General features: G+C 71.4%; 17 protein-coding genes, 2 pseudogenes and 1 riboswitch. Of the genes and pseudogenes, 9 read left to right on the top strand and 10 right to left on the bottom strand.

Features of this window, described 5'->3' with window-relative positions; all coding sequences use genetic code 11:
- The first annotated feature begins 225 nt into the window (after positions 1-225).
- The 5 genes and pseudogenes from rlmN to ACFV6X_RS07930 form a co-directional block, all read left to right on the top strand.
- Positions 226-1,332: a 23S rRNA (adenine(2503)-C(2))-methyltransferase RlmN gene (gene rlmN, locus ACFV6X_RS07910; protein ID WP_385379212.1), complete on the top strand. Its 1,107-nt coding sequence runs from the start codon at positions 226-228 to the stop codon at positions 1,330-1,332.
- 21 nt (positions 1,333-1,353) lie between these two features.
- A riboswitch (TPP riboswitch) is annotated at positions 1,354-1,459 on the top strand.
- Positions 1,460-1,537: 78 nt separating this feature from the next.
- Positions 1,538-2,617 (top strand): thiamine ABC transporter substrate binding subunit, encoded by a 1,080-nt coding sequence (locus ACFV6X_RS07915; protein ID WP_385379215.1) that lies wholly within the window; start codon positions 1,538-1,540, stop codon positions 2,615-2,617.
- Positions 2,593-4,281: an ABC transporter permease gene (locus ACFV6X_RS07920; protein WP_385379218.1), complete on the top strand. Its 1,689-nt coding sequence runs from the start codon at positions 2,593-2,595 to the stop codon at positions 4,279-4,281. The genes ACFV6X_RS07915 and ACFV6X_RS07920 overlap by 25 nt, the downstream gene beginning before the upstream one ends.
- Positions 4,281-5,318 carry an ABC transporter ATP-binding protein gene (locus ACFV6X_RS07925; RefSeq protein ID WP_385379221.1) on the top strand — a complete coding sequence of 346 codons (1,038 nt, stop codon included), beginning with the start codon at positions 4,281-4,283 and terminating at the stop codon, positions 5,316-5,318. Before ACFV6X_RS07920 ends, ACFV6X_RS07925 begins: the two co-directional genes overlap by 1 nt.
- A 34-nt stretch (positions 5,319-5,352) precedes the next feature.
- A pseudogene (locus ACFV6X_RS07930) lies at positions 5,353-6,079 on the top strand (maleylpyruvate isomerase N-terminal domain-containing protein); the annotation flags it as partial.
- Positions 6,080-6,206: 127 nt separating this feature from the next.
- Here ACFV6X_RS07930 and ACFV6X_RS07935 read toward each other — a convergent pair.
- The 7 genes from ACFV6X_RS07935 to ACFV6X_RS07965 form a co-directional block, all read right to left on the bottom strand.
- Positions 6,207-6,902 carry an LAETG motif-containing sortase-dependent surface protein gene (locus ACFV6X_RS07935; RefSeq protein WP_385379223.1) on the bottom strand — a complete coding sequence of 232 codons (696 nt, stop codon included), beginning with the start codon at positions 6,900-6,902 and terminating at the stop codon, positions 6,207-6,209.
- 161 nt (positions 6,903-7,063) lie between these two features.
- Positions 7,064-8,194: an LOG family protein gene (locus tag ACFV6X_RS07940; protein ID WP_385379226.1), complete on the bottom strand. Its 1,131-nt coding sequence runs from the start codon at positions 8,192-8,194 to the stop codon at positions 7,064-7,066.
- Between the two features lie 26 nt (positions 8,195-8,220).
- Complete coding sequence (locus ACFV6X_RS07945; RefSeq protein WP_385379229.1) at positions 8,221-8,628, bottom strand: VOC family protein; 408 nt, start codon at positions 8,626-8,628, stop codon at positions 8,221-8,223.
- 98 nt (positions 8,629-8,726) lie between these two features.
- Positions 8,727-10,163 (bottom strand): hypothetical protein, encoded by a 1,437-nt coding sequence (locus tag ACFV6X_RS07950; protein WP_385379232.1) that lies wholly within the window; start codon positions 10,161-10,163, stop codon positions 8,727-8,729.
- Positions 10,145-10,885 carry an ABC transporter ATP-binding protein gene (locus tag ACFV6X_RS07955; RefSeq protein ID WP_385379235.1) on the bottom strand — a complete coding sequence of 247 codons (741 nt, stop codon included), beginning with the start codon at positions 10,883-10,885 and terminating at the stop codon, positions 10,145-10,147. The genes ACFV6X_RS07950 and ACFV6X_RS07955 overlap by 19 nt, the downstream gene beginning before the upstream one ends.
- Before the next feature lie 208 nt (positions 10,886-11,093).
- A complete protein-coding gene (locus ACFV6X_RS07960; protein ID WP_385379238.1) occupies positions 11,094-12,476 on the bottom strand; it encodes an aspartate aminotransferase family protein in 1,383 nt (460 codons plus the stop codon).
- A complete protein-coding gene (locus ACFV6X_RS07965) occupies positions 12,461-13,009 on the bottom strand; it encodes an Lrp/AsnC family transcriptional regulator (RefSeq protein WP_385379241.1) in 549 nt (182 codons plus the stop codon). Before ACFV6X_RS07965 ends, ACFV6X_RS07960 begins: the two co-directional genes overlap by 16 nt.
- Before the next feature lie 166 nt (positions 13,010-13,175).
- On the opposite strand from ACFV6X_RS07965, the gene ACFV6X_RS07970 reads away from it, so the two are divergent.
- On the top strand, positions 13,176-14,615 hold the full coding sequence (locus tag ACFV6X_RS07970) for a gamma-aminobutyraldehyde dehydrogenase (protein WP_385379244.1): 1,440 nt from the start codon (positions 13,176-13,178) through the stop codon (positions 14,613-14,615).
- A gap of 218 nt (positions 14,616-14,833) precedes the next feature.
- Positions 14,834-16,024: a spermidine/putrescine ABC transporter substrate-binding protein gene (locus tag ACFV6X_RS07975; protein ID WP_385379247.1), complete on the top strand. Its 1,191-nt coding sequence runs from the start codon at positions 14,834-14,836 to the stop codon at positions 16,022-16,024.
- Positions 16,025-16,332: 308 nt separating this feature from the next.
- Here ACFV6X_RS07975 and ACFV6X_RS07980 read toward each other — a convergent pair whose 3' ends face one another.
- Positions 16,333-17,043 carry a glycerophosphodiester phosphodiesterase gene (locus ACFV6X_RS07980; protein ID WP_385379250.1) on the bottom strand — a complete coding sequence of 237 codons (711 nt, stop codon included), beginning with the start codon at positions 17,041-17,043 and terminating at the stop codon, positions 16,333-16,335.
- A 20-nt stretch (positions 17,044-17,063) separates the two neighbouring features.
- Positions 17,064-18,236, bottom strand: a pseudogene (locus ACFV6X_RS07985) (adenosine deaminase); the annotation flags it as partial.
- Positions 18,237-18,347: 111 nt separating this feature from the next.
- On the opposite strand from ACFV6X_RS07985, the gene ACFV6X_RS07990 reads away from it, so the two are divergent.
- Positions 18,348-19,343, top strand: a complete 996-nt coding sequence (locus ACFV6X_RS07990) for a DUF4190 domain-containing protein (RefSeq protein ID WP_385379252.1) — start codon at positions 18,348-18,350, stop codon at positions 19,341-19,343.
- 202 nt (positions 19,344-19,545) lie between these two features.
- Here the strand turns inward: ACFV6X_RS07990 and ACFV6X_RS07995 are convergent, their stop codons facing one another.
- Entirely contained in the window at positions 19,546-20,118 is a 573-nt protein-coding gene (locus tag ACFV6X_RS07995; protein ID WP_385379255.1) for an NADAR family protein, read from the bottom strand.
- A gap of 211 nt (positions 20,119-20,329) precedes the next feature.
- Here ACFV6X_RS07995 and ACFV6X_RS08000 point away from each other — a divergent pair, with 211 nt between their 5' ends.
- Positions 20,330-21,865, top strand: a complete 1,536-nt coding sequence (locus ACFV6X_RS08000) for a gamma-aminobutyraldehyde dehydrogenase (protein ID WP_385379258.1) — start codon at positions 20,330-20,332, stop codon at positions 21,863-21,865.
- The last annotated feature ends 53 nt before the right edge of the window (positions 21,866-21,918 follow it).

A 21,918-nucleotide genomic window follows, 5' to 3' on the forward strand; every position in this document is an offset into this window, starting at 1 on the left:
GCCGAACTCCGATGAGAATGACTCTCAGGAAGGCCTGCACCGTGGTTGCTGCGCTGTACGAGGTATAGATCAGAGCACGACGTTGGTGCCTCCCGTCGCATACGCGGCGAGCGCTGAAACGCCGGGCGCGGGCGCTCAGTGAACGACCGGTGACGGCTACTAACGACAGTCGTAGGCAGCGGCAGCCGCAGGTCACCCAAGTCGATCTGCGACACTGGTACAGCCATGCCTAAGCCCGGAGAACTCACATTCGTCGCCCCGCGCGGAGCCAAGAAGCCGCCGCGGCATCTTGCCGATCTCACGCCTGCCGAGCGCAAGGAAGCCGTTGCCGAGATCGGTGAGAAGCCGTTTCGTGCCAAGCAGCTCTCGCAGCACTACTTCGCGCGGTACGCGCACGATCCGGAGCAGTGGACCGACATCCCCGCCGGGTCGCGCGGCAAGCTGCGGGAGGCCTTGCTTCCGGAGCTCATGACCGTCGTGCGGCATCTGTCGACGGACGAGGGCACCACCCGTAAGACGCTGTGGCGGCTGTTCGACGGGACGCTCGTCGAGTCGGTGCTGATGCGGTACCCGGACCGGGTGACCATGTGTATCAGCTCGCAGGCCGGGTGCGGGATGAACTGCCCGTTCTGCGCCACGGGGCAGGCGGGACTCGACCGGAACCTGTCCACCGCCGAGATCGTCCACCAGATCGTGGACGGCATGCGGGCGCTGCGCGACGGTGAGGTGCCCGGCGGGCCCTCTCGGCTGTCGAACATCGTTTTCATGGGCATGGGCGAGCCCCTGGCCAACTACAAGCGCGTCGTCGGGGCCGTCCGCGCGCTGACCGACCCCGAGCCGGACGGGCTCGGGCTGTCGCAGCGTGGGATCACCGTCTCGACGGTCGGACTGGTGCCGGCGATCCACCGCTTCGCCGACGAGGGCTTCAAGTGCCGGCTGGCGATCTCGCTGCACGCCCCGGACGACGAGCTGCGCGACACCCTCGTCCCCGTGAACACCCGCTGGAAGGTGCGCGAGGTGCTCGACGCCGGGTTCGACTACGTCCAGAAGTCCGGGCGGCGGCTGTCCATCGAGTACGCGCTGATCCGAGACATCAACGACCAGGCCTGGCGCGGTGACCGGCTCGGCCGGCTGCTCAAGGGCAAGCCCGTGCACGTCAACCTCATCCCGCTGAACCCGACTCCGGGCTCCAAGTGGACCGCGTCCCGGCCCGAGGACGAGAAGGCGTTCGTCGAGGCCATCGCCGCCCATGGTGTACCGGTGACGATCCGGGACACCCGTGGTCAGGAGATCGACGGGGCGTGTGGTCAGCTGGCCGCCACCGAGCGGTAGTCTGACGCCGTACACATCTTCATATTCCGGCAGGGGAGCGCCACAGCGCTGAGAGTGCGGGACAGTCCGCAGACCCTCTGAACCTCGCCCAGGTCATTCTGGGTAGGGAGATCGGTCGTCACTCAAGCTGTTGCGCCCTGCCCGGGAACCCGTTCCAGGTCCCGGGCAGGGCCGCGTCTCTTCCTGGTCAGCCAGGAGGAAATCAGTGAGCAACACCAAGAAGTTCGCAGCCGTCGTCGTCGGGCTGGGCCTGGTCACGCTGTCCGCGTGCGGGTCCTCCGGGTCCGGCGGCGACGGCTCGGACTCCAGGACGGTCACCCTCGTCAGCCACGACTCATGGGTCGTGTCCAAGAGCGTGATCGCCGCCTTCGAGAGGCAGTCCGGCTACGAGATCAGGGTCCTCAAGGACGGGGACGCCGGCCAGGCCGTCAACAAGGCCGTCCTGACCAAGGACAATCCGCAGGGGGACGTCCTCTTCGGCGTCGACAACACCCTGCTGTCCCGCGCGCTCGACAACGGCCTCTTCCAGCCGTACCAGGCGAAGGGCGCCGACCTGGTCCTGCCCGAGTACCGGGCCGACCAGGAGCAGCACCGCGTCACGCCCGTCGACACCGGCGACATCTGCGTCAACTACGACAAGGCCTACTTCAGCGAGCGGAAGCTGGCCCCGCCGAAGACCCTCGACGACCTGGCCGAGCCCGCGTACAAGAACCTCCTCGTCACCGAGAACGCCTCCACCTCCTCACCCGGCCTCGGCTTCCTGCTCGGCACCGCCGCCGAGTACGGCGACGACGGCTGGGCGGACTACTGGAAGAAGCTCAAGGCGAACGGCGTGAAGGTCGTCGACGGCTGGGAGCAGGCGTACAACGAGGAGTTCTCGGGCTCCGCGAGCGGCAGGAAGGCCGGCGGCGACCGGCCGTTGGTCGTGTCCTACGCCTCCTCGCCGCCCGCCGAGGTCCTCTTCGCCGACCCGAAGCCGAAGACCGCCCCGACCGGCGTGGCCATGGGCACCTGCTTCCGCCAGGTCGAGTACGCCGGGCTGCTCAGCAACGCGAAGAACCCCGAGGGCGGCAAGGCGCTCCTCGACTTCATGCTCACCAAGCAGTTCCAGGACGACATGCCGCTGAACATGTTCGTCTACCCGGTGCGGGAGGCCGCCCAGGTGCCCCAGGAGTTCGTGAAGTTCGGCCCGCAGGCCGAGGATCCCCAGACCATGGACCCGGCGAAGATCGCCGAAAACCGTGACGAGTGGGTCAAGGCGTGGACGTCGCTGGTACTGAAGTAGGCCGCGAGGCACGGGCCGGCACGGCTTCCAAGGCGCGCGGGAACGCGGCGCGGCTCGGGCTTCTCGCTCTGCCCGTCGCGTTCTTCGCGGTCTTCTTCGCCTACCCCGTCGCCGCGATCGTCGGCCGTGGGCTGAAGGCCGATGGGACCTGGCGGTTCGGGCGGCTGGCCGACGTGCTCACCCAGTCCGACATCCGGCACGTCCTGTGGTTCACCACCTGGCAGGCGCTCGCCTCGACCGCGCTGACGCTGCTGATCGCGCTGCCGGGCGCCTATGTGTTCGCCCGCCTCGACTTCCCCGGCAAGCAGGTGCTGCGGGCGGTCGTGACGGTGCCGTTCGTGTTGCCGACGGTCGTGGTCGGAACGGCGTTCCTGGCGCTGGTCGGGCGCGGCGGGCTGCTGGACGACCTGTGGGGCGTACGGCTGGACACAACGGTGTGGGCGATCCTGCTCGCGCACGTCTTCTTCAACTACGCGGTCGTCGTCCGGACGGTGGGCGGGCTCTGGGCGCAGCTCGACCCCCGCCAGGAGGAGGCCGCGCGGATGCTCGGCGCCTCACGCCTGGGCGCCTGGCTGAGGGTCACCCTGCCCGCGCTGGGGCCGGCCGTGGCCGCCGCCGCGCTGATGGTCTTCCTGTTCACCTTCACCTCCTTCGGTGTGGTGCAGATCCTCGGCGGTCCCACCTTCTCCACTCTCGAAGTGGAGATCTACCGGCAGACCACGGAGGTCTTCGACCTCGCCACCGCCGCCGTACTGACGATGGTCCAGTTCGCGGCGGTGGGCGCGGTGCTCGCCGTGCACGCCTGGACCGTACGGCGACGGGAGACCGCCCTGCGGCTGGTGGACGCGTCCGTGACCGCGCGCCGGCCGCGCGGGGCCGGGCAGTGGGCACTGCTCGCCGGTGTCCTGGCCGTCGTCGCCCTGCTGATCCTGCTGCCGCTGGCCGTGCTGGTGCAGCGCTCGCTCGATGCCCCCGGCTTCGGCTACTACCGGGCGCTGACCAGCGAGGACGGCGGCACCTTCCTCGTCCCGCCGATCGACGCGATCGGCAACTCGCTGTCGTACGCGGTCGTCGCCACCGCGATCGCCGTGCTGGTCGGCGGGCTCGCCGCGGTGGCGCTGACCCGGCGCGACGCGGGCCGGTTCGTGCGCGGGTTCGACGCGCTGCTGATGCTGCCGCTGGGCGTCTCCGCGGTGACGGTCGGGTTCGGGTTCCTGATCGCGCTCGACGAGCCGCCGCTGAACCTGCGTGCCTCCTGGATCCTGGTGCCGCTGGCGCAGGCGCTGGTCGGGGTGCCGTTCGTCGTGCGGACCATGCTGCCGGTGCTGCGGGCGGTGGACGTACGGCTGCGTGAGGCGGCGGCGGTGCTCGGGGCGTCGCCGTGGCGGGCCTGGCGTGAGGTGGATCTGCCGATGGTGCGGCGGGCGCTGCTGGTCGCAGCCGGGTTCGCTTTCGCGGTCTCGCTGGGGGAGTTCGGGGCGACGGTGTTCATCGCGCGTCCGGACAACCCGACGCTGCCGGTCGCCGTGGCGCGGCTGCTGGGACGGCCCGGCGACCTCAACTACGGCCAGGCGATGGCCCTTTCGACGATTCTGATGGTGGTGTGCGCGGTGGCGCTGCTGGTGCTGGAGCGGCTGCGGACCGACCGGACGGGGGAGTTCTGATGCTGCTCGGCCTGGAGAACGCGACCGTGCGGTTCGGTGGGCGGCCGGTACTCGACGACGTCGACCTGGAGGTCGCCGAGCACGAGGTGGTGTGCGTGCTCGGGCCCAGCGGCAGCGGCAAGTCGACGCTGTTGCGTGCCGTCGCCGGGCTGCAACCGCTGGACGCCGGGCGGGTACTGCTCGACGGCCGCGACCAGTCCGGTGTGCCCGCGCATCAGCGGGGCGTCGGGTTGATGTTCCAGGACCATCAGCTGTTCCCCCAGCGGGACGTGGGCGGCAACGTGGCCTTCGGGCTGCGGATGCGCGGGGCGCCTAAGGCACACCAGCAGGCGCGGGTGACGGAGTTGCTGGAGCTCGTCGGGCTGCCGGGTGCCGCGCGCCGGGCGGTCGCCGCGCTGTCCGGCGGTGAGCAGCAGCGCGTGGCGCTGGCCCGGGCGCTGGCGCCCCGGCCCCGGCTGCTGATGCTGGACGAGCCGCTCGGCCAGCTGGACCGGTCGCTGCGGGAACGGCTCGTCGTGGAACTGCGGGAGCTGTTCGGCCGGTTGGGGACGACCGTGCTCGCGGTGACCCATGACCAGGGGGAGGCCTTCGCGCTGGCCGACCGGGTGGTGGTGATGCGGGACGGGCGCATCGCCCAGTCAGGTACGCCGCTTCAGGTGTGGCAGCGGCCCGCGGACGAGTTCGTGGCGCGCTTCCTGGGCTTCGAGAACGTCACCGAAGCGACGGTGAGCGCGCAGGCCGCGGACACGGTGTGGGGGAAGCTGCCGGTGCCGGAGGGCGCGGAGCAAGGGGCGCGGCCGGTGCTCGTACGGCCCGCCGGTGTGCGTCTGGTCGCCCCGGACGCCGGGCTGCGGTGCACGGTGGCCGCGCGGACGTTCAAGGGCACCCATGTCGCCGTACATCTGCAACCGGTGGACGGTGCGCCGCGGTTGGAGGCGGCGTGTGCGCTGCGGGACGCGCCCGAGGTGGGGGTGACCGTGGGCGTCGAGTTCGACGCGGCGGAGATCGTCGTGCTGGGCCGATCCGGGTGTTCGTAGGGTGCGGGCATGACGCGACTCGCACATGACCGGTGTGACTTCGAGGACCGAACTGGCGGCCACCGTACCGACCTGCCCCGACTGGAGCCTGGAACAGCTCGACCGGCCCGGGGGCCAGGCCCTGCGGTAGGTGGAACTGCTCGTGCGCACCCGGTCCGAGATGAAGATTCCGGAGGAGCAGGTGCGGCGGTGCGGGGCCCGAAGCTCGCGGGGACGCGGCCGCGCTGGACGCCTGGCTGGCAGCGACCGGCGAGATGGTCGTGGGCACGCTGCGGGAGGCGGGCCGGGACGCCGCGGTATGGGGGTGGGCTGGAGTGCCCGATGCCGGGTTCTGGGCCCGGCGGACGACCCACGAGATCACCGTCCACCGGGCCGACGCCGCACTGGCCGCCGGGCGGCCCTACGAGGTGGCGCCCGAGGTGGCCGCGGCCGCGATCGACGAGTGGCTGCAGATCGTGGAGTTCGCGCAGCGGACTGTGCCGCAGGACGCGGCGCGGGAGCTGCGCGGCGCCGGGAGGAGCATCCATCTGCACGCCACGGACGCCGGCCCGAAGCTGAACGCCGAGTGGCTGGTCGAGCTGGCCGAGAAGGGGATGGTCTGGCGGCGCGGGCACGAGAAGGCGACGGTGGCGCTACGCGGACCGCTCACCTCGGTGCTGCCGGCGTTCCACCGGCGGTTGCCGCTGGACAGTACGGAGGTGGAGGTGCTGGGGGAGCGGGAGTTGCTGGAGTTCTGGCTGGAGCGGGCGACATTCGGCTGAGGGACCTGAGGGTTTGAGATACCTGAGGGAGCTGAGGAACCTGAGGGAGACGAGGGAGCTCGTACGGCGGATGGCCCGCCCCCTGCGAAGGGGACGGGCCATCGTCGTTCACACCGTGCGCGAGGGATCAGCGGTCGCTGTTCGCCCCACGGCGGCGCATGCCGAGGAAGACCGCGCCGCCACCCACGACGACCAGGGCCGCCGCGATGCCGGCGATCATGCCGGTGCTGGAGTTGGCGCCGGTCTCGGCGAGGTTGGAGTCACCGACCGCGGGGGAGGGGGCGTTGCTCGGGGCGTCCGCGGGCGGGGTGCTGTCGTCCTCGGAGGGCGTCGGGGCAGGGCTGTCGGACTCGGCCGGGGCCGAGGGGGTGTCCGAGGGCTCCGGTGCCGTCTCCGACGGCGTCGGCTCCGGGGTGTCCTCGGTGGTGCAGGCCGTGGCCGGGGTGACCAGGTTGGGCTTGATGTCCTCGTCGACCTGGTTGCCGGCCTTGACGTGGACGCGGTACGTCGCGTTCGGCTTCCAGTCCTCGGCGAAGGTGATCGTGACGCCCTCGCGCGAGCCCTTGACCTCCTGGGAGCCGACGAGCCGCTCGTCGGCTCCCTTGTTCTCCAGGTAGACCGACACGGTCGCCGGGGTCCCCGACGGGTCCTTGTCGGTGACCGTGATGACGCCCTTGGTGCCCTCGCACTCCGCCGCGGCGGAGAACTCACTGATGTTGCAGGCGAGCGCGTTGCCCGCGACACCGAGCGCGAGCGCGGCCGAGGCGGCGGTGACACCGAGGATGCGCACGGAACGGCGTGCGTTACGGCGATTTATGGACACGTTTGTCCTTCATGGGATGCGCAAATTGCGGGGGGCTGAGGGGGAGATGAGGCGCCGGCACCGGCCGGGCCCACCACCCCCACGAGGCTCACAGGTTTATAAGCGCTCCATAAGCAGTGTCAATCCGTCGGGGCCTCCCGGCGGTTGCCTTTGCCCTCTTATTAACTGCCCAGACGTTTCAACGCGGCCGGAGCCTCCTCGATCCGGTCGACCAGCGCGATGCGTGCCTCCATCGACCGCTCCCGGGCCAGCGACCGCAGCAGCGGCCAGGTGGGGAGCCGCTCCGTCCAGTGCTCACGGTCGACCAGCACCATAGGGGTGGGTTCGCCGCGGGACTCGTAGTAGTTCGGCGTCGCGTTGTCGAATATCTCCTGAACGGTGCCGGCGGCGCCCGGCAGGAACACCACGCCCGCGGTGCAGCGGGCCAGCAGTCCGTCCTCGCGGGTGGCGTTGGCGAAGTACTTGGCGATGTGCGCGGCGAAGGCGTTCGGCGGCTCGTGGCCGTAGAACCAGGTCGGGATGCCGACCGAGGGCCCGCCGTCCGGCCAGCGCTCCCGCACCTCGAACGCGGCACGGGCCCAGTCGGTGATCGAAGGGACGAACCTCGGCGTCTTCGCGAGGAGTCGCAGCGCCTGGTCCAGCATCCCGTCGGCGTGCGGGGCGGCGTAGGCGCCGAGGTTCGCCGCCTCCATCGCGCCGGGGCCGCCGCCGGTGGCGACGGTGAACCCGGCGCGCGCCAGCTCACGACCCAGGCGCGCGGCACCGGCGTACGCCTCCGAGCCGCGCGCCATCGCGTGCCCACCCATGACCCCCACCACCCGGTCCCCGAAGAGGAGTTCGTCCAGCGCGTCGGAGACGGCGTCGTCGTGCACGGCGCGGAGCATCGACGCGAAGACGTCGCCGTCGGCCTTCGTCCGCTGGAACCAGGCGTAGGACAGCGCGTCCGGGGTGCCCTCGTAACCCTCCGCCAGGCCCTCGAACAGTTCGTCGGGCGTGTAGACGAAGCCGCGGTACGGGTCGAAGGGCAGGTCGGGTATGGGCGGGAAGACCAGGGCGCCGGCGCCGGCGACCCGGGTGGCCGCGGCGTCGGTCATGGCGCAGCCGAGGAAGACGGCGCCGGTGACGTCGACGGAGAGCAGCGCGTCCGTACGGGCTGTCAGGTCGACGGCCTGGACGCGGAATCGGGCCAGCGTGCCCTGGGCGGCGAGGACCTCGTCGAACTCGGCGAGGGACTCGATCTCGCGGTCGTGGGAGGCGGTGTGGGTGGCGTGGGCGGGTGGTGTCGAGTGCACCCGCCCATGCTAGGCGCGCTGGTCGCTCAGCCCTCGACGGCCGCCGGGTCCATCCACACGACCTCCCAGGTGTGCCCGTCCAGGTCGTCGAAGGCACGGCCGTACATGAAGCCGTGGTCCTGGGTCTCGCCGGTGGCCGAGCCGCCGGCCGCGATCGCGTTGTCCACCAGCTCGTCGACCTTCTCGCGGCTCTCCGCGCTCAGGCACAGCAGCACCTGACTGGACTTCGTCGCGTCCACGATCTCCTTCTTCGTGAACCCGCCGTACTTCTGCTTCGTGAGCAGCATGGCCACGATCGTGTCGCTGATCACGACCGAGGCGGCGGTCTCGTCGCTGAACTGCTCGTTGAGCGAGTAGCCGAGCCGGGTGAAGAACTTCTTCGAGGCGTCGAGGTCGTTCACGGGCAGGTTCACGAAGATCATCTGCTGGTACATCTGTGGTCTCTCCCGTCGGTGTTGTGCCGTTCGGTGGGACAGACCGGGGGCCGGTGCGGAACTCATCGCCGGCCGGAGATTTTTTTCGTACGGACTTCTCAGCGGGTCAGCGGCTGCGCCGCGAGCGTGGCGACGACCAGGGTCAGCGGGGCGAACAGGGCGACCAGGGCGGCGGCGCGCAGCGTGGCGGCGGCCCGCAGCATGGTCGTGGGGGCGCCGAGGCGGAGCAGGGCGGCCGTGGTGTCGGCGCGGGCGTGCTTGGCCTCCACGGCGGCGGTGAGCAGGGTGGCCAGGGTGCATCCGGCGACGAGGAGCGCGCCGAGGGTGGTGAGGGGGCCGAAGGTGGGTCCGTCCGGGTTCTGCAGGGCGGCCATGGCGTAGGCGGCCGACGCGACCGCGCAGACGATGCCCAGGGGGCGGCCGATGCGGGAGGACTCCTCCATCAGGACGCGGCCCGCGAGCAGGCGCAGCGCGCCGGGGCGGACGGTCTGGAGGAGGTGGCCGCAGACATGGGTGAGGCCGGGGCCGGCCAGGGCGAGGCCGACGGCGGTGAGGAGCCAGCCGAGGAGGACGCCCACGGGCCCGCTGGTGAGGCCGCCGGGCATGTCGGTGGTGGCGGTGGTGTGGCCGGCGTAGGCCTCCACGGCGAGGCCGGCGGCGAGGGTCGAGATGCCCCACGGGAGGGCCGCGGTGGGATTGGGCCGCCTGACCTGGGCTTCGGGGGCGACGGGCATCCGGCCCAGGGGGTCCGCCTGGGTGTCCGGTGCCTGCGGGGCGTCGCCGTTGCGCGGCACGGGTGCCACCCCGGCCGTGCGGAGGGCCGGCTGCTCGGCGGCCACCGCGGCGGGGGCCCCGGCGGTGGCCGCCGGGACACCGTCCGCCCGCTGCTCGTCGTTGCCCGCGCCGCGCCGCAGACGCGCGCCGAAACGGCCGTACGCCCCGAACGTCTCCCGCATCGCCCCGGTCCCGTACGCCCCGAAGCGGCCGAACGCCGTGCGCGCGCCGCCCGACTGAGCCGGGCGGGCCTCGCGCGGGCGCAGGACCAGGGCCACCGACAGGGACGCGGCGGCCGGGACCAGGCAGAGCAGGGTCAGGGCGCCGGCCACCGGGAGGGACCGGTCCGCCGCCAGGAACTGGGCTCCCGCTCCGTCGAAGGGCATGCCCGTGATGGTGCCGCGCAGGTGCAGGAAGAAGAGCAGGGCCAGCATCGAGCCCAGGGCCGTGGACAGGGCCGTCGTCGTGGCCGAGATGGTCATCAGGCGGGCCGGGCCGAGGCCGATCGCCGACAGACCCGGGCGCGGGCGGGTGCCCGGGTCCGTGCGGGCGACGGCGACGGCGAACTGGACCGTGGCGGCCAGCGGGACCGTGCACCAGGCCAGGCGGAGCACTGCTGCGGGGGGATCGTCCGGGTGGCCGAGCGCGTAGCCGAGGGTGCACAGCAGGAGGAAGCCCGTGCCGGCCGATGCCGCCGCGACGAGGAGCCGGCGCAGCTGGACCGCCGGATGGGCGCTGCGGGTCAGACGGAGAGCGAGCACGCGGCCCGGCCTTCCGTCTCGGCGACCGGCGGCAGCTGCAGGGTGGTGACGCACCGCCCGTCCAGCAGGGAGACCGTACGGTCGGCGAGGGCCGCGGTCGTCGGGTCATGGGTGGCCAGGACCACGGTGATGCCGTGCGAGCGGGCCGCCGTGGTGAGGGTGCGCAGCACGTGCCCGCGGTCGGCGTGGTGCAGCGGCGCGGTGGGCTCGTCGGCGAACAGGACCGTCGGCGCGGGAGCCAGCGCACGGGCGATGCACACCCGCTGCCGCTCCGCCTGACGCAGTGCGTGCGGGCGCTTGCCGGCGCAGTCACCGACGTCGAGGCGGTCCAGCCACTCCCGCGCCACCGTCTTGGCGCGCCGCCGGCTGGTGCCGCGCAGCATCAGCGGGAGCGCGGCGTTCTCCCAGACGTTCAGCTCCGGTACGAGGACGGGGGCGGGGTCGATCCAGCCGAACCGGTCGCGGCGCAGCCGTTCGCGGGCGACGGGGCCCATGGTGTGCACGGGCACGCTGTTGAACCAGACCTCGCCGCCCTTGGGGCGCAGCAGGCCCGACAGGCAGGCCAGGAGCGTGCTCTTGCCGCTGCCGCGCGGGCCGGTGACGGCGAGGATCTCCGCTTCCTGGATGCCGAGCGAGACGCCGCTGAGCGCAGGAGTGCCGTCGGGGTGCTGGAAGTGCAGGGCGCGTGCCCAGAGGACGTCGTTGTCCGGCGGAGCCACCATGGGCGTACACCTCAGTTCTGATCCGTATGTGCCGTGCCGGGTCCCTCGTGCGGGGGAACGAAGGCTGGGCCGATCGGTCACTGGGCACGCTAGGCAGCGGCCACCGGGCTCCCGGACAGCACACGGCCCCGGGCCGCCGTTCTCACTCGAACGGACGGCGCCGGGGCCGTCGACGATCATCCCGAAGGAAGATCACCGCGTCAGCTGATCACAGCTTCGTCCACGCCTCCGTCAAGGTGGCCCGCAGGATCTGCTCGATCTCGTCGAAGGTCTCCTGGTTGGAGATCAGCGGCGGCGCGAGCTGGATGACCGGGTCGCCGCGGTCGTCGGCACGGCAGTACAGGCCGTTGTCGAACAGGGCCTTGGACAGGAAGCCGTACAGGACGCGCTCGGTCTCCTCGTCGTTGAAGGACTCCTTCGTCGCCTTGTCCTTCACCAGCTCGATGCCGTAGAAGAAGCCATTGCCGCGGACGTCGCCGACGATCGGCAGGTCGTGCAGCTTCTGCAGGGTCTGCAGGAAGGCGCCCTCGTTGTCGAGCACGTGCTGGGTGAGGTTCTCGCGCTCGAAGAGGTCGAGGTTGGCGATGCCCACGGCTGCGGAGACCGGGTGGCCGCCGAACGTGTAGCCGTGCAGGAAGGTGTTGTCGCCCTTGTAGAACGGCTCGGCGAGCCGGTCGGAGACGATGCACGCGCCGATCGGGGAGTAGCCCGAGGTCATGCCCTTGGCGCAGGTGATCATGTCCGGTACGTAGCCGAACTTGTCGCAGGCGAACATCGTGCCGAGCCGGCCGAAGGCGCAGATGACCTCGTCCGACACGAGCAGTACGTCGTACTGGTCGCAGATCTCGCGCACGCGCTGGAAGTAGCCGGGCGGCGGCGGGAAGCAGCCACCGGCGTTCTGCACCGGCTCCAGGAAGACGGCGGCGACCGTCTCCGGGCCCTCGAAGAGGATCTGCTGCTCGATCTGGTCGGCGGCCCAGCGGCCGAAGGCCTCGGGGTCGTCGCCGTGGATCGGGGCGCGGTAGATGTTGGTGTTCGGCACCTTGTGCGCGCCCGGGACGAGCGGCTCGAAGGGGGCCTTCAGGGCGGGCAGGCCGGTGATGGACAGGGCGCCCTGCGGGGTGCCGTGGTAGGCGACCGCGCGGGAGATGACCTTGTACTTGGTCGGCTTGCCCTGCAGCTTGAAGTACTGCTTGGCGAGCTTCCAGGCGGTCTCGACGGCCTCGCCGCCGCCGGTGGTGAAGAAGACCTTGTTGAGATCGCCCGGGGCGTGGTCGGCGAGGCGCTCGGCCAGCTCGACGGCCTTGGGGTGGGCGTAGGACCAGACGGGGAAGAACGCCAGCTCCTGGGCCTGCTTGAACGCGGTCTCGGCGAGCTCGACGCGGCCGTGACCGGCCTGGACCACGAACAGACCCGCCAGACCGTCGAGGTAGCGCTTGCCCTTGTCGTCGTAGATGTAGGTGCCCTCACCGCGCACGATCGTCGGCACGGGCGAGTTCTCGTACGAGGACATCCGGGTGAAGTGCATCCACAGGTGGTCGTACGCGGATTTGCTGAGGTCCTTGGTACTCACGGTTATCGGGTTCCCCACATGTAGGTCTGCTTCTTGAGCTTGAGGTAGACGAAGCTCTCGGTGGAGCGCACGCCGGGCAGCGCCCGGATGCGTTTGTTGATGACGTCCAGCAGGTGGTCGTCGTCCTCGCAGACGATCTCGGCGAGGATGTCGAACGAGCCCGCGGTCATCACCACGTACTCGACTTCCGACATGCCGGTCAGAGCGTCGGCCACGTTCTCCGTGTCGCCCTCGACGTTGACCCCGACCATCGCCTGCCGGCGGAAGCCCACGGTGAGCGGGTCCGTGACGGCGACGATCTGCATCACGCCCTGGTCGAGCAGCTTCTGGACGCGCTGGCGCACGGCTGCCTCGGACAGGCCGACGGCCTTGCCGATGGCGGCGTACGGCCGGCGGCCGTCCTCCTGGAGCTGTTCGATGATCGCGAGGGAGACGGCGTCCAGCTGGGGGGTGCCGTTCCGGGACTCGCGGGAGGACTCACGAAAGGACTCGCGGAGATCCCGCGAGTTCCTCTGGTCTGCGCTTCGACTGGCCACGGCCACACTGTGCACGACGTCTCGACAGTTTCGCAAGGCGGCATCGATGAAATTCGTTGTGTGCGCGTTCGAATCTTGCGGATATCGCAGATCTGGCGCCTCGGGGGGTGTTGAAACCGTGGGACTACCGATTAGGGTGGGTGTCTCAGTGATTGGACACCCGAAACCTGGAGGGCCGGCAGTGAGCACCGAGCTGCGTCGTCTGCGCAACTACATCGACGGAGAGTTCCGGGACGCCGCCGACGGACGGACCACCGAGGTGGTGAACCCGGCGACCGGCGACGCGTACGCCACCGCGCCGCTGTCCGGGCAGGCCGACGTCGACGCCGCGATGGCGGCCGCCGAGGCCGCGTTCCCGGCCTGGCGTGACACGACCCCGGCCGAGCGGCAGAAGGCCCTCCTGAAGATCGCGGACGCGTTCGAGACGCGCGCCGAGGAGCTGATCGCGGCCGAGGTCGAGAACACGGGCAAGCCGACCGGGCTGACCCGCTCCGAGGAGATCCCGCCGATGGTCGACCAGATCCGCTTCTTCGCGGGTGCGGCCCGGATGCTGGAGGGCCGCTCCGCCGGTGAGTACATGGAGGGGCTGACCTCGATCGTCCGCCGTGAGCCGGTCGGCGTCTGCGCGCAGGTCGCGCCGTGGAACTACCCGATGATGATGGCCGTGTGGAAGTTCGCCCCGGCGATCGCGGCGGGCAACACCGTCGTGCTGAAGCCGTCCGACACCACGCCCGCCTCCACCGTGCTCATCGCGGAGATCCTCGGGGAGATCCTCCCCAAGGGCGTCTTCAACGTGATCTGCGGTGACCGTGACACCGGCCGCATGATGGTCGAGCACCCGACTCCGGCGATGGCCTCCATCACCGGCTCGGTGCGCGCCGGCATGTCGGTGGCCGAGTCCGCCGCCAAGGACGTCAAGCGGGTCCACCTGGAGCTGGGCGGCAAGGCGCCGGTCGTCGTCTTCGAGGACACCGACATCGCGAAGGCCGTCGAGGACATCTCCGTGGCGGGCTTCTTCAACGCCGGGCAGGACTGCACGGCGGCCACCCGCGTGCTGGTGCACGAGGCGATCCACGACGAGTTCGTGCAGGCGCTCGCCAAGGCCGCGGCCGAGACCAAGACCGGTGAGCCGGACGACGAGGACGTGCTGTACGGCCCGCTGAACAACCCGAACCAGCTCAAGCAGGTCACCGGCTTCATCGAGCGGCTGCCCGCGCACGCCAAGGTCGAGGCCGGCGGTCACCAGGTCGGCGACAAGGGCTACTTCTACGCCCCGACCGTCGTCTCCGGCCTGAAGCAGGACGACGAGATCGTCCAGAACGAGGTCTTCGGCCCGGTCATCACCGTCCAGTCCTTCCGCGACGAGGACCAGGCCGTCGAGTACGCCAACGGCGTCGAGTACGCCCTCGCCTCGTCCGTCTGGACCAAGGACCACGGCCGTGCGATGCGGATGTCGAAGAAGCTCGACTTCGGCTGTGTGTGGATCAACGCCCACATCCCGCTGGTCGCCGAGATGCCGCACGGCGGCTTCAAGAAGTCCGGCTACGGCAAGGACCTTTCGGCGTACGGCTTCGACGACTACACGCGGATCAAGCACGTGATGACGTCGCTGGACGCGTAGCGCGGCGCGGTTCCCCGAAGAGCTCGGCCCCGGACGGAGGACGGACCGTCCGGGGCCGAGGTGCGTCATGCGGGTGTCCCGCGCCGGGTGTCCGGGGTCCTGGGCGCCTGGGGAGTCCTGGGTGCCCCGGGGTGATCGACAAGGTGTCTGCGCCGTGCGAAGGGGCTCGACGCAGCGTCCATTGTCCGCGCCGTGGCGCGCGCGGCATGCTGGAAGTCATGGCCCTCCCACCTGCGAACCCACCGATGCCGTCCCGCCGCTCCCTGTTGCTCGCCCTCGGCGGTGGCGCCGCGGCAGGCGCGCTCGCGGGCTGCGGGGTACCGGCCGCGTACGTGACGGCCGGCGACCGGGCCGCAGACGACCGCTCGGCCCGCGACAGACGGCTGACGTGGGCCAACTGGCCGCTGTACATCGACACCGACGACTCCGGCAGGAAGCGGCCCACGCTGGACGCCTTCGAGCGGCGCACCGGCATCGCCGTGGACTACGTCGAGGAGATCAACGACAACGACGAGTTCTTCGGGAAGATCAGCCCCTCCCTGATGAACCACCAGTCCACCGACCGCGATCTGATCGTCATCAGCGACTGGATGTGCGCGCGGTTCGTGCGCCTGGGCTGGGTGCAGGAGATGGACCGCGCACGCCAGGCGAACGTCACGCGGTACCTCGATCCGCTGCTGCGGTCACCGGCCTTCGACCCCGGCCGCAAGTTCACCGTGCCGTGGCAGTCCGGCATCACCGGCATCGCGTACAACCGCCGAGCGCTGGGCCGGGAGATCCGTCATGTCTCCGACCTGTGGGCGGACGACCTCAAGGGCCGGGTCACGCTGCTGTCCGGGCTTGACGAGGCGTTCGGGCTGCTGATGCAGGGTGACGGGGTCGACATCACGCGGTGGACGGCCGACGACTTCCACCGGATGTGCGACCACGTCCGGAAGCGGGTCAAGGGCGGTCACATCCGCCGCTTCACCGGCAACGACTACATCAAGGACCTGTCCAGCGGTGACGTCCTGGCCTGCCAGGCCTACTCCGGCGACGTGATCCAGCTCCAGGCGGACGATCCGGACATCGAGTTCGTCGTCCCCGAGGAGGGCGCCGAGCTGTGGTCCGAGTCCCTGATGATCCCCAACCTCGTCGCCCACAAGGCCAACGCCGAGCGGCTCGTCGACTACTACTACGAGCCCGGGGTCGCGGCGGAGTTGGCGGCGTGGGTGAACTACGTCTGCCCCGTGCCCGCCGCGCAGGACGTCCTGGCCTCCGCCAAGGACGAGGAGACCGCCGCCCTGGCCGAGAACCCCCTGATCTTCCCGGACACCTCGATGCGCCGACGCCTCGCGATCGCACGCGACATCGCCCCGCAGGAGCGGGTGGAGTTCGCGCGGCGGTGGAACGGGATCGTGGGGTTGTGAGGTCGGGGGTGCGGGGTGCGGGGTGCGGGGTGCGGGGGTGCGGGGGTGCGGGGCGCGGGGTCTGCGGCGCCAGGGGTGCGGGACGTGAGGTGGACGGCGCCTGGCGCGGTGGTTCAGGCCGCCGGGCGTACCAGGCCCGTCTCATGGGCGAAAGCCATCAGCGACTCCTGCGGGTGAGGGGCGAGGTCGTCGTGATCATCCTCAAGCGGTACGGCCACCCCCCCGGATCGTCGCCGAGGACGATCCCGCCCCTCGCAGGACCCCGGCACAACTGCCGTTACAGGCAAGGGGGTTGTGGGGGATCGGCCCTAGGGGAGCTCGTCGACGGGCGGTCGGGCAGCCGTGCGCAGGGTGCACAGCGCGTCGACGCGGTTGGTGGTGATCGAGTCGACGCCGAGGGCGAGGAGGCGGCGCATGGTGCGGCGGGTGTCGGGGGTCCAGACGGACAGCAGGTAGCCGTCCTTGCGGACGCGGTCCGACACGGCGCGGCTCACCAGGCCGAAGCGGTAGTTGAGCCAGCGCGGGCGCACCGCGTCCAGCAGGGCCGGGCGCGGTGGCGCCAGGGTTGTCCAGGTGAGGGCGATCTCGGCGGCCGGGTCGGCGGCCCGTACCGCGAGCATCGCCGTGGCGCCCGCGCAGTAGTACACGCGGTCCGCCGCCCCGCAGTCCCGTACGACGTGCACGACCCGGCGGGCCGCCCGGACGTCGGGCGTGCCCGGCAGGTCGAGCATGACCCGGTGCCCGTCGGTCGCCGTCAGCGCCTCCGCGAGCGTCGGCACCCGGCCCGCGGTGAGCCCCCGCACCTCGTCCGCCGACAGCGACAGCAGCGGCCGGTCGTGCTCCCACAGCCGCTTCAGCGTCTCGTCGTGCAGCAGCACGGGCACTCCGTCCCGGGTCAGCCGTACGTCGATCTCCACCGCGTCCGCGCCCAGTCGGAGCGCGGAACGCAGGGAGTCGATCGTGTTCTCGCGGAAGTGGTAGGGGGCACCGCGGTGGGCCACGGCGGTCACGTTCGGCATGGAGCCATTGTGGTGGTGGCTCAGCGCGCGAGCCACGCCGAGGTGTACTCGTCGATCTCGGCCTTGATACGGCCCTTGCCGGCCTCGTCCAGGAACGACGCCTCCACCGCGTTCGTCGCGAGGTCCGCCAGACCGCGCTCGTCGAGGTCGAGGAGGCGGGCGGCGACGGCGTACTCGCCGTTGAGGTCGGTGCCGAACATCGGCGGGTCGTCGGAGTTGATCGTGACCAGGACGCCGGCCCGCGTGAACTCCTTGACGGGGTGCTCGTCGAGGGTGCGGACCGCGCGGGTGGCGATGTTGGAGGTGGGGCACACCTCCAGCGCGATCCGGTGCTCGGCGAGGTGCGCCAGCAGCTTCGGGTCCCGCGCGGAACTGGTGCCGTGCCCGATGCGCTCGGCACGCAGATGGGTCAGCGCGTCCCACACCGTCTCCGGGCCGGTCGTCTCACCGGCGTGCGGCACGGAGCGCAGACCGGCGGCGATGGCACGGTCGAAGTACGGCTTGAACTGCGGCCGCGGCACGCCGATCTCGGGTCCGCCGAGCCCGAAGGAGACCAGTCCCTCGGGGCGCAGCCGGTCGTCGGTGGCCAGCCGCGTGGTCTCCTCGGCCGCTTCCAGACCCGCCTCGCCGGGGATGTCGAAGCACCAGCGCAGTACGGTCCCGAACTCCGCCTCGGCCGCCTTGCGGGCGTCCTCTATCGCCTCCATGAACGCCTTCTCGTCGATCCCGCGCCGGGTGGAGGAGAAGGGGGTGATGGTCAGCTCGGCGTACCGCACCTGCTGGCGGGCCATGTCCCGGGCCACCTCGTAGGTCAGCAGCCGGACGTCCTCCGGGGTGCGGATCAGGTCGACGACGGACAGGTACACCTCGATGAAGTGCGCGAAGTCCGTGAAGGTGAAGTAGTCGACCAGGGCCTCGGGGTCGGGGGGCACCTTCGAGTCGGGGTGGCGGGCGGCGAGCTCGGCGACGATCCGGGGGGAGGCGGAGCCGACGTGGTGCACATGCAGTTCGGCCTTGGGCAGTCCGGCGATGAAGGCGTGCTGGTCGCGGGCGCCGGCGATGGCGGACTCGGTGGGTCCGGCGGGCACGGGCGCGGTGGCGTGGTCGGTCAAGGTTCCTCCCCGGAACGGCGTCCGCGCGCGGCGGCGGGACGCGGGTGATCGGCTGATCGGTGGTCCGGGATCATCGTAGGCCGCGGTCCGAGGGGGAGCGGAAGGGGTTTCCGGGAACGGGGGAGGGCGGCACCCGAGCGGTCACTTCCGGGCCGTAGCATGACGGAACGTTCGACAGAGGGGGTCCCGCGCATGACCGACGACGCGCAGCCGCCGGCCGCGCCGGAGAACAACGCCGGGCACGGTGCCGACGGGACGGGGGCGGCGGCGAGTGGTGTGACGCCTGGTGCTGCCGCACCGGGTGGTGCCCCTGCCGCCGGTGCTGCGTGGACGCCGCCGCAGTGGCCCGAGGACGCGGCCCCCGAGGCGTCGGACGTCTCGCTGGACGCGGGCGCGATTCCCGAGGTCGGCCAGGACGCCCCGCCGCGGGTCCCGCTGGACAAGGGGGCCGCCGCGGATCCGCGCGGCCCCGAACCCGACCCCTGGGCGCCTCCGGCGCACCGCGCCCCGGCGGGTCCCGGCGAGACCATCGTCTCGTCGGCCGGCTCCGGTGCTCCGGTGCCTCCCTCCGTGCACGACCAGCAGACGGTCACGTCCTTCCCGGCCGCGGACGCCTCCCCGCCCTGGGCGGCGCCGACCGCGCAGCCAGGCCCCGGTACGCCCTCGGCCGGCACCCCCGCGTCGTTCCCGCCGCCGAATTCGGCGGTCGGCCACCCGGCGCCGTTCCCGCCGCCGAACCCTGCGGCCGGCAACCCCTTCGCCGCGCCGGCGCCGGGTCCCCAGGACCTCCCGCCCCCGCCGATCGCCCCCGACGGCCCCGGCCAGGTCCCGTACGGCTATCCGGCGGCCGGCTACGGCTATCCCGCGCCCCCGCAGCAGGTCTACGGCGGCGCCCACACGCACGGCGCCCCGGGTTACTACGGCTGGCCCGGTGGTCAGCCCGAACCCAGCAACGGCATGGGCACCGCCAGTCTGGTCGTCGGCATCGTCGGGGTCGTCGTCTTCTGCCTCTGGCCCGTGGCGATCGTCCTGGGCATCCTGGCCGTGATCTTCGGCGGCCTCGGCCGTGCCAAGGCGAGCCGCGGCGAGGCCACCAACCCCGGCATGGCCCTTGCGGGCATCATCTGCGGCGCCGCGGGCGTGGTCCTGGCGGTCGTGGTGGGCCTCTTGGTGATCCTGGCGCCGTAGCCGCCCCAGGCGGAACACCGGCGGGGGCGCAGTGCCGCGGCTCGGCAGCGCGGGGCCCTCCGTGTCGCCGGGAGCTCTTGGGCCGGCGCCCTCGGCCGGCGGGCGCGACGGCGCTCGGGGCGGGAAGTCTCCGTCGGGGTGTCCGTGGCGGGAGGTCTCCGTCGGGGTGTCCGTGGCGGGAGGCCTCTGCGGCCGCCCCCTCCTAGACCTGCGTCCGCAACCTCTCCCGCGCCGCCATCAGCGCGAACCCCAGGAGGTTCAGCCCCGGCCACCGCTCCGGATCGGTCGCGGCCTCGTCGTCCGCTGTGAGGCCGATTCCCCAGACCGGGTCGACCGGGCTCGCTTCCACCAGGACTCGCTGACCGGTGCCCAGCAGAAACTCCCGAAGGTCGGTGTGTGCGGCGAACTTGTGGAAGCTGCCCTCGGAGACGATTCCGAACCGCTCGCGCTCCCACACCTCGCCGTCGAAGCCGCGCACCAGCCGCCCCGCCTTCTTCGCGTCGGCGGGATGCCCGGCAGCCAGCACCCGACGCTCCCCCTCCGCGTCCTCGAAGAGCCGCGCCTTGCCGGCCATCATCCAGTGCTCCGCCGTCGCGTACTCCACTCCGTCCACGGTGAACGGCGACGGCCACCACTGACTCAGACAGCTCGCGCCGACCCGTCCGTCCGCTCGCGGCCGGTGTCCCCAGAAGTGCAGATACTTGAGGTGGGCACCCGCACGGACCTCCCTGACCAGCGCGTCCCGGGAATCGATCACTCCCCTGATGCTCTCCATGCATGGGAGTCTGGCAGGCACCACTGACACTCCGTCCCTCCTTTTCGGCGCCGACTCGACACCTGGTCGACAGATTCCGTCGCTTAACCAAAAGGCAACAACGGAATCACTTGTTGGACGGCCACCCCTCTGTCAGGATCGGCACTCAATTCGAGCTGGAGCTACGCCACCCGCTCCGAGGGACAGCGGGGCGACGGCGGAGGAGAGCGACATGCACAACCCGGGCAAGAGCACCCCGGAACGATTCCCCGCACAGGACCGTTTCGCCGACGGCGCCCAGTACATCGCGGGCCGCCTGACGAAGGGCACCTCGGGCCGCACGCACGCGGTGGTCGACCCGGCCACCGGCGAGGAGATCCTCACCTACGCACTGGCGGGCCCGGACGACGTGGACGCGGCCGTCGCCGCCGCCCGCGAGGCCTTCCCGGCGTGGGCCGGTGCCACCCCCGGTGAGCGTTCCGACGCCCTGCACCGTTTCGCAGCCGTACTCGCCGAGCGCGCGGAGGACTTCGCGCGCGCCGAGTCCCTGCAGTGCGGCAAACCCCTCAAGCTGACCCGCGAGTTCGACGTGCCGGGCACGGTCGACAACACCGCGTTCTTCGCCGGCGCCGCCCGGCACCTGACGGGCCAGTCGGCCGGTGAGTACTCCGGCGACCACACCTCGTACGTCCGCCGCGAGCCCATCGGCGTCGTCGGCTCCATCGCGCCCTGGAACTACCCCCTCCAGATGGCCGCGTGGAAGATCCTCCCGGCGATCGCCGCGGGCAACACGGTCGTCCTGAAGCCCGCCGAGCTGACCCCGCTGACCTCCCTGCTGTTCGCGCAGGCCGCGACCGACGCCGGTGTCCCGGACGGCGTGATCAACATCGTCACCGGCACCGGCAAGGAGGCCGGCGAGCACCTCGTGGGCCACCCGGACGTGGTGATGACGTCCTTCACCGGCTCCACCGCCGTCGGCAAGCGCGTCGCCGAGATCGCCACCGCCACCGTCAAGCGGCTCCACCTGGAGCTGGGGGGCACGGCGCCCTTCCTCGTCTTCGACGACGCCGATCTGGAGGCCGCCGCCAACGGCGCGGTCGCGGGCGCGCTGATCAACACCGGCCAGGACTGCACGGCCGCCACGCGTGCGTATGTGCAGCGGCCGCTCTACGAGGCCTTCGTGGAGCGCACCGCCGCCCTCATGGAGAGCGTCCGGCTCGGCGACCCGTTCGCCGCGGGCACCGACCTCGGGCCGCTGATCTCGCACGTCCAGCGGGACCGCGTCGCCGGTTTCGTCGACCGGGCGCGTGCCTACGCGCGCGTGGTCACCGGTGGCGAGGCCCCCCAGGGCGAGCTGAAGCAGGGTGCCTACTACCGGCCCACGCTCGTCGCGGACGCGCCCCAGGACAGCGAGATCGTGCAGTCCGAGATCTTCGGGCCGGTCCTCGTCGTCCTGCCCTTCGACACCGACGAGGAAGGGATCCGGCTCGCCAACGACACGCCGTACGGTCTCGCGGCCTCCGCCTGGAGCCGTGACGTCTACCGTGCGAACCGCGCCACCCGCGAGATCACGGCGGGGTGCGTGTGGGTGAACGACCACATTCCGATCATCAGCGAGATGCCGCACGGCGGATACAAGCAATCCGGCTTCGGCAAGGACATGTCCACGTACTCGTTCGATGAGTACACGCAGCTCAAGCACGTTATGTTCGATAACACGGCGGTCGTTCGCAAGGACTGGCACCGCACGATCTTCGGGGACCGATAACCACGACAGGCCGCCCGAACCGCGGCCGCCGATCCCGAAAGGGCACCACGCGC

It is taken from the genome of Streptomyces sp. NPDC059861 (assembly GCF_042731435.1).
In the GTDB taxonomy this organism is placed as follows: Bacteria; Actinomycetota; Actinomycetes; order Streptomycetales; family Streptomycetaceae; genus Streptomyces.

Coding starts and splice junctions, on each gene's coding strand:
- ACFV6X_RS07945 (WP_385379229.1), bottom strand. CDS start 8,628: ATGTACCAGCAGATGATCTTCGTGAACCTGCCCGTGAACGACCTCGAC.
- ACFV6X_RS07925 (WP_385379221.1), top strand. CDS start 4,281: ATGCTGCTCGGCCTGGAGAACGCGACCGTGCGGTTCGGTGGGCGGCCG.
- ACFV6X_RS07955 (WP_385379235.1), bottom strand. CDS start 10,885: ATGGTGGCTCCGCCGGACAACGACGTCCTCTGGGCACGCGCCCTGCAC.
- ACFV6X_RS08000 (WP_385379258.1), top strand. CDS start 20,330: ATGCACAACCCGGGCAAGAGCACCCCGGAACGATTCCCCGCACAGGAC.
- ACFV6X_RS07990 (WP_385379252.1), top strand. CDS start 18,348: ATGACCGACGACGCGCAGCCGCCGGCCGCGCCGGAGAACAACGCCGGG.
- ACFV6X_RS07980 (WP_385379250.1), bottom strand. CDS start 17,043: ATGCCGAACGTGACCGCCGTGGCCCACCGCGGTGCCCCCTACCACTTC.
- rlmN (WP_385379212.1), top strand. CDS start 226: ATGCCTAAGCCCGGAGAACTCACATTCGTCGCCCCGCGCGGAGCCAAG.
- ACFV6X_RS07995 (WP_385379255.1), bottom strand. CDS start 20,118: ATGGAGAGCATCAGGGGAGTGATCGATTCCCGGGACGCGCTGGTCAGG.
- ACFV6X_RS07975 (WP_385379247.1), top strand. CDS start 14,834: ATGGCCCTCCCACCTGCGAACCCACCGATGCCGTCCCGCCGCTCCCTG.